Annotated in this window: 2 protein-coding genes; both read right to left on the bottom strand. The window is 40.2% G+C overall.

Annotated elements, in window-relative coordinates:
• The coding region (locus ADI86_RS02935) for a pneumococcal-type histidine triad protein (RefSeq protein WP_049531721.1) at positions 1-888 on the bottom strand (888 nt) is incomplete at its 3' end.
• A 157-nt stretch (positions 889-1,045) separates the two neighbouring features.
• Positions 1,046-3,095 (bottom strand): pneumococcal-type histidine triad protein (locus ADI86_RS02930; RefSeq protein WP_049531720.1); only part of this gene is annotated, 2,050 nt, incomplete at its 5' end.

Here is a 3,095-nt window from a genome sequence, read left to right as displayed (position 1 = left end):
ATCAGACTCCACATGACGTTGGCTAAGTGGTAAAGCGTACAATTCTTGAAGAAGACTAGCTAAATCCTCATTTTGACTCTCAGGAGCTGTTGCAGGATTTTGAGGAGTTTCAGATTGACTCGTTCTCACATTAGGTCTTGTTTCTCCCCTGCTTGAACGATATTCAACCGTACTTAATTGACCACCTTTTCCAGATAGGAAGGCTTGGGCGGCAGCTAATTCACTGGCAGACAAATCACTCTTAGGAATATAGTGGAAGTGATTTCCATGAGGAACGATATAGGCATCACCTGTATCCTCAATAATATCAGATGCATTGAAGATATAACCATCATCCGTTGTATAACGTCCCTGCGCTCTGGCAGCGACTACCGCCTGATCGTTAGAGCCACCACCGTGATTACTACCGTGTTCCTGCTTCTGACGTTTAATCTCTTCTTTTGTCCGAATATTGTCCGCGTGGGCCACATCCTTGAGGTAAACATAGTATTTCCCGTCTACCTTAATGACATAGCCACCCTTGATCTCATTGACAATGTCTGAATCTTTCAACTGATAATTCGGATCTTTCATCAGTAATTCTTCACTGATGATAGCATCATAAGGAACCTTACCATTATAGTAATGATAATGGTCTCCATGAGAGGTCACATAACCTTGGTCCGTAATCTTGATAACAATTTGTTCGGCGTTGATTCCCTCTCTCTTACTAACTTCATCTGGTGTCAAGTTTTCTGCCTTTTGACCAGCCTGATCACCGTCTATATAAGCAACTCGATTAGAATCTTTCTTAACCTGACCAGCTTGATAACGACCAAGTTCATAGGAACAAACACTCAGAGCAAGGACTGCCACTGAACCCGCTACATATTTTTTATTGATTTTCATTCTTGCCTCTTTTCTTAAATCTATTTGATTCACCATAAAATGATAAACCAGTTAATTAACTAGTTAATAGTTTACTCTTTTTAATATCGCTTGTCAAGACTTTTACATATCCACATAATAAAAATGAAAGCCTCTTTATCGAGACTCCCATTTTTCATTAGTTTGTTTTTTCCTTATTTACAGGTGAAGAATTACTTCCTTTTAACAACGCAAGTAATTTTTCCGCTTCTGCCATGATACCATTATTATCCATGGTTTGGAGACTCAGATTATTTCGTAAACCAGCTAGGTTCTCTGTCACACTGTCTTTCAAACTAGTATCCGTTACACTATTAAGTAAAGCTTCTACTTCTTTGAGCTTAGCTTCTACTTTTTCTGTCTCTACTTGAGGGACTTCTGGCTCAGCAGGTGTTTCCTCTACTGTCTCGTCTTCATCAGTGCTCGGTTTATAAAGATTATCCACTGAAGGGTTTGAACCTGCGTGATTTTCTTTTTCATTGGATTCAGGACGGGTTGACTCGTCTGCTTCATGATGATCTTCCTTATCTTCATCAGATTTACCGTCTTGGTCTGCCTTATTTTTACGAACATGGTCGCTAGCATTACCCCAACCATTATCTGAGTGAGGACGTTCGTTAGGATGTTCAACGTAGTATTTCACCGTCGCAAAGAGATCCTCTAAACTATAGCCTTTAGGTGCCTCATAAAGTCCTTCGTCAAACCACCCAAATTTAATGTTATGGTAATGGTCGTAATGAGGTATAATCAAGCTTCCGTTTTTGACTTCCACAGTATGTTGGAGATTGTAAGGTATACGATCAAGCGGCACCTTCTTAGCTGCTTTTACTCGATTGTAAATCGCTTCTGCTCCCTTAACTTCAGTATTTCCTGAACTTTGATGATCTGTTGAAGGAGGCGTCAAACCTTTCTCTTTAGCATAAGCCTTGGCTGCTTCTCTTTCAGCTTCAGACAAGCTCTCTTTCTTAATCCAATGACTATGGGTCATATGTGGAGTTACATAAGCATCTCCCTCATCACTAGTAATATCACGAGTGTCAAAGATATAACCATCTTCTGTTGTATACTTACCTGCTAATTTCGCTAATTTAATTTCGTCTTCTGTATACTCAATCTGAGAATTTGGTTTGCCAAGTCGTTCTGGATGGGTAATTGGAGCCAAGAATGCCAATAAATCATCCACCAATTTTCCTTTATTAGTCGATTCATCATTCAAGCGTTCTGCTAATTTGTCTAAGGCTTGGAAATCAGAAGTACGACCCTTATTTTCAGACAAGGCTTTATGAGCCTCTGTCAACAAATGATAAGCTTTATCATAAAATTCTTGGTCACGAGGAGCAACATTTTCTTTCTTCGCAACTAGAACGTGTGTCTCTTGAGTTTTCTTAGACAAGAGATTTTCAATAGCATCAATCTTATCCTTGGTCAAATCTTTAGCTAGAACATAACGACTAACTCCCTTATCCTCTATAATATATCCGTCGCCAACTTTTCTAACAACCTGGTTGACATCAAGGTCAGCCGGTTTATTTTCCACTGGTGCAAGAGGTTTGGTAGTAGGAGCTGGTTTCAAAGGAGTGACACTTGGCAAGACACTGCCATTTTGTCCCTTGACACCTATCATACGAGCCAATTTTTCTTCCAAAGGTGACATTTGCGAATAAGGAATAAAGTGATAATGATCCCCGTGAGGCACCGCAACACCGTTAGCTGTACGTTTGATGATTTGTGCCGGATCAAAGACTAGACCATCAGATTCCACATGTCGTTCTGATAAAGGTTTAGCATACAATTCACGTAAAAGTGTTGGAATGTCATCTCCTTGGTCTTGATGATAAGTTGGCGTGACAGTCAGATTAGGAGTCTCTGTCAAACTTGGTTGGGCTGGTTTTGTATTGTTACTACTTAGTTTACTTGAACTTGTAGCAGAATGAGATCCCTGTTTACCATTCCAATAAGCTTGAGCGGCAGCCAATTCTCCTGCAGACAAATCACTCTTAGGTATATAGTGGAAATGATTGCCGTGCGGTACAACAAAAGCGTCTCCTGTATCTTCAATCACATCTGTCGAACTAAAGACATACCCATCATCCGTTGTATAGGCTCCTCCAGTTCCTCGATTCGGCGCTGGCGTATTGAGATTAAAGTTTGGTTTAATGGTTGAACTTGGTTTCTCAGTACTGCTTGGT

The sequence above is a fragment of the Streptococcus pseudopneumoniae genome, assembly GCF_001074975.1.
GTDB lineage: Bacteria > Bacillota > Bacilli > Lactobacillales > Streptococcaceae > Streptococcus > Streptococcus pseudopneumoniae_D.
Note: the sequence above shows the minus strand (reverse complement) of the source record. Positions and strands in the feature narration are given on the sequence as shown.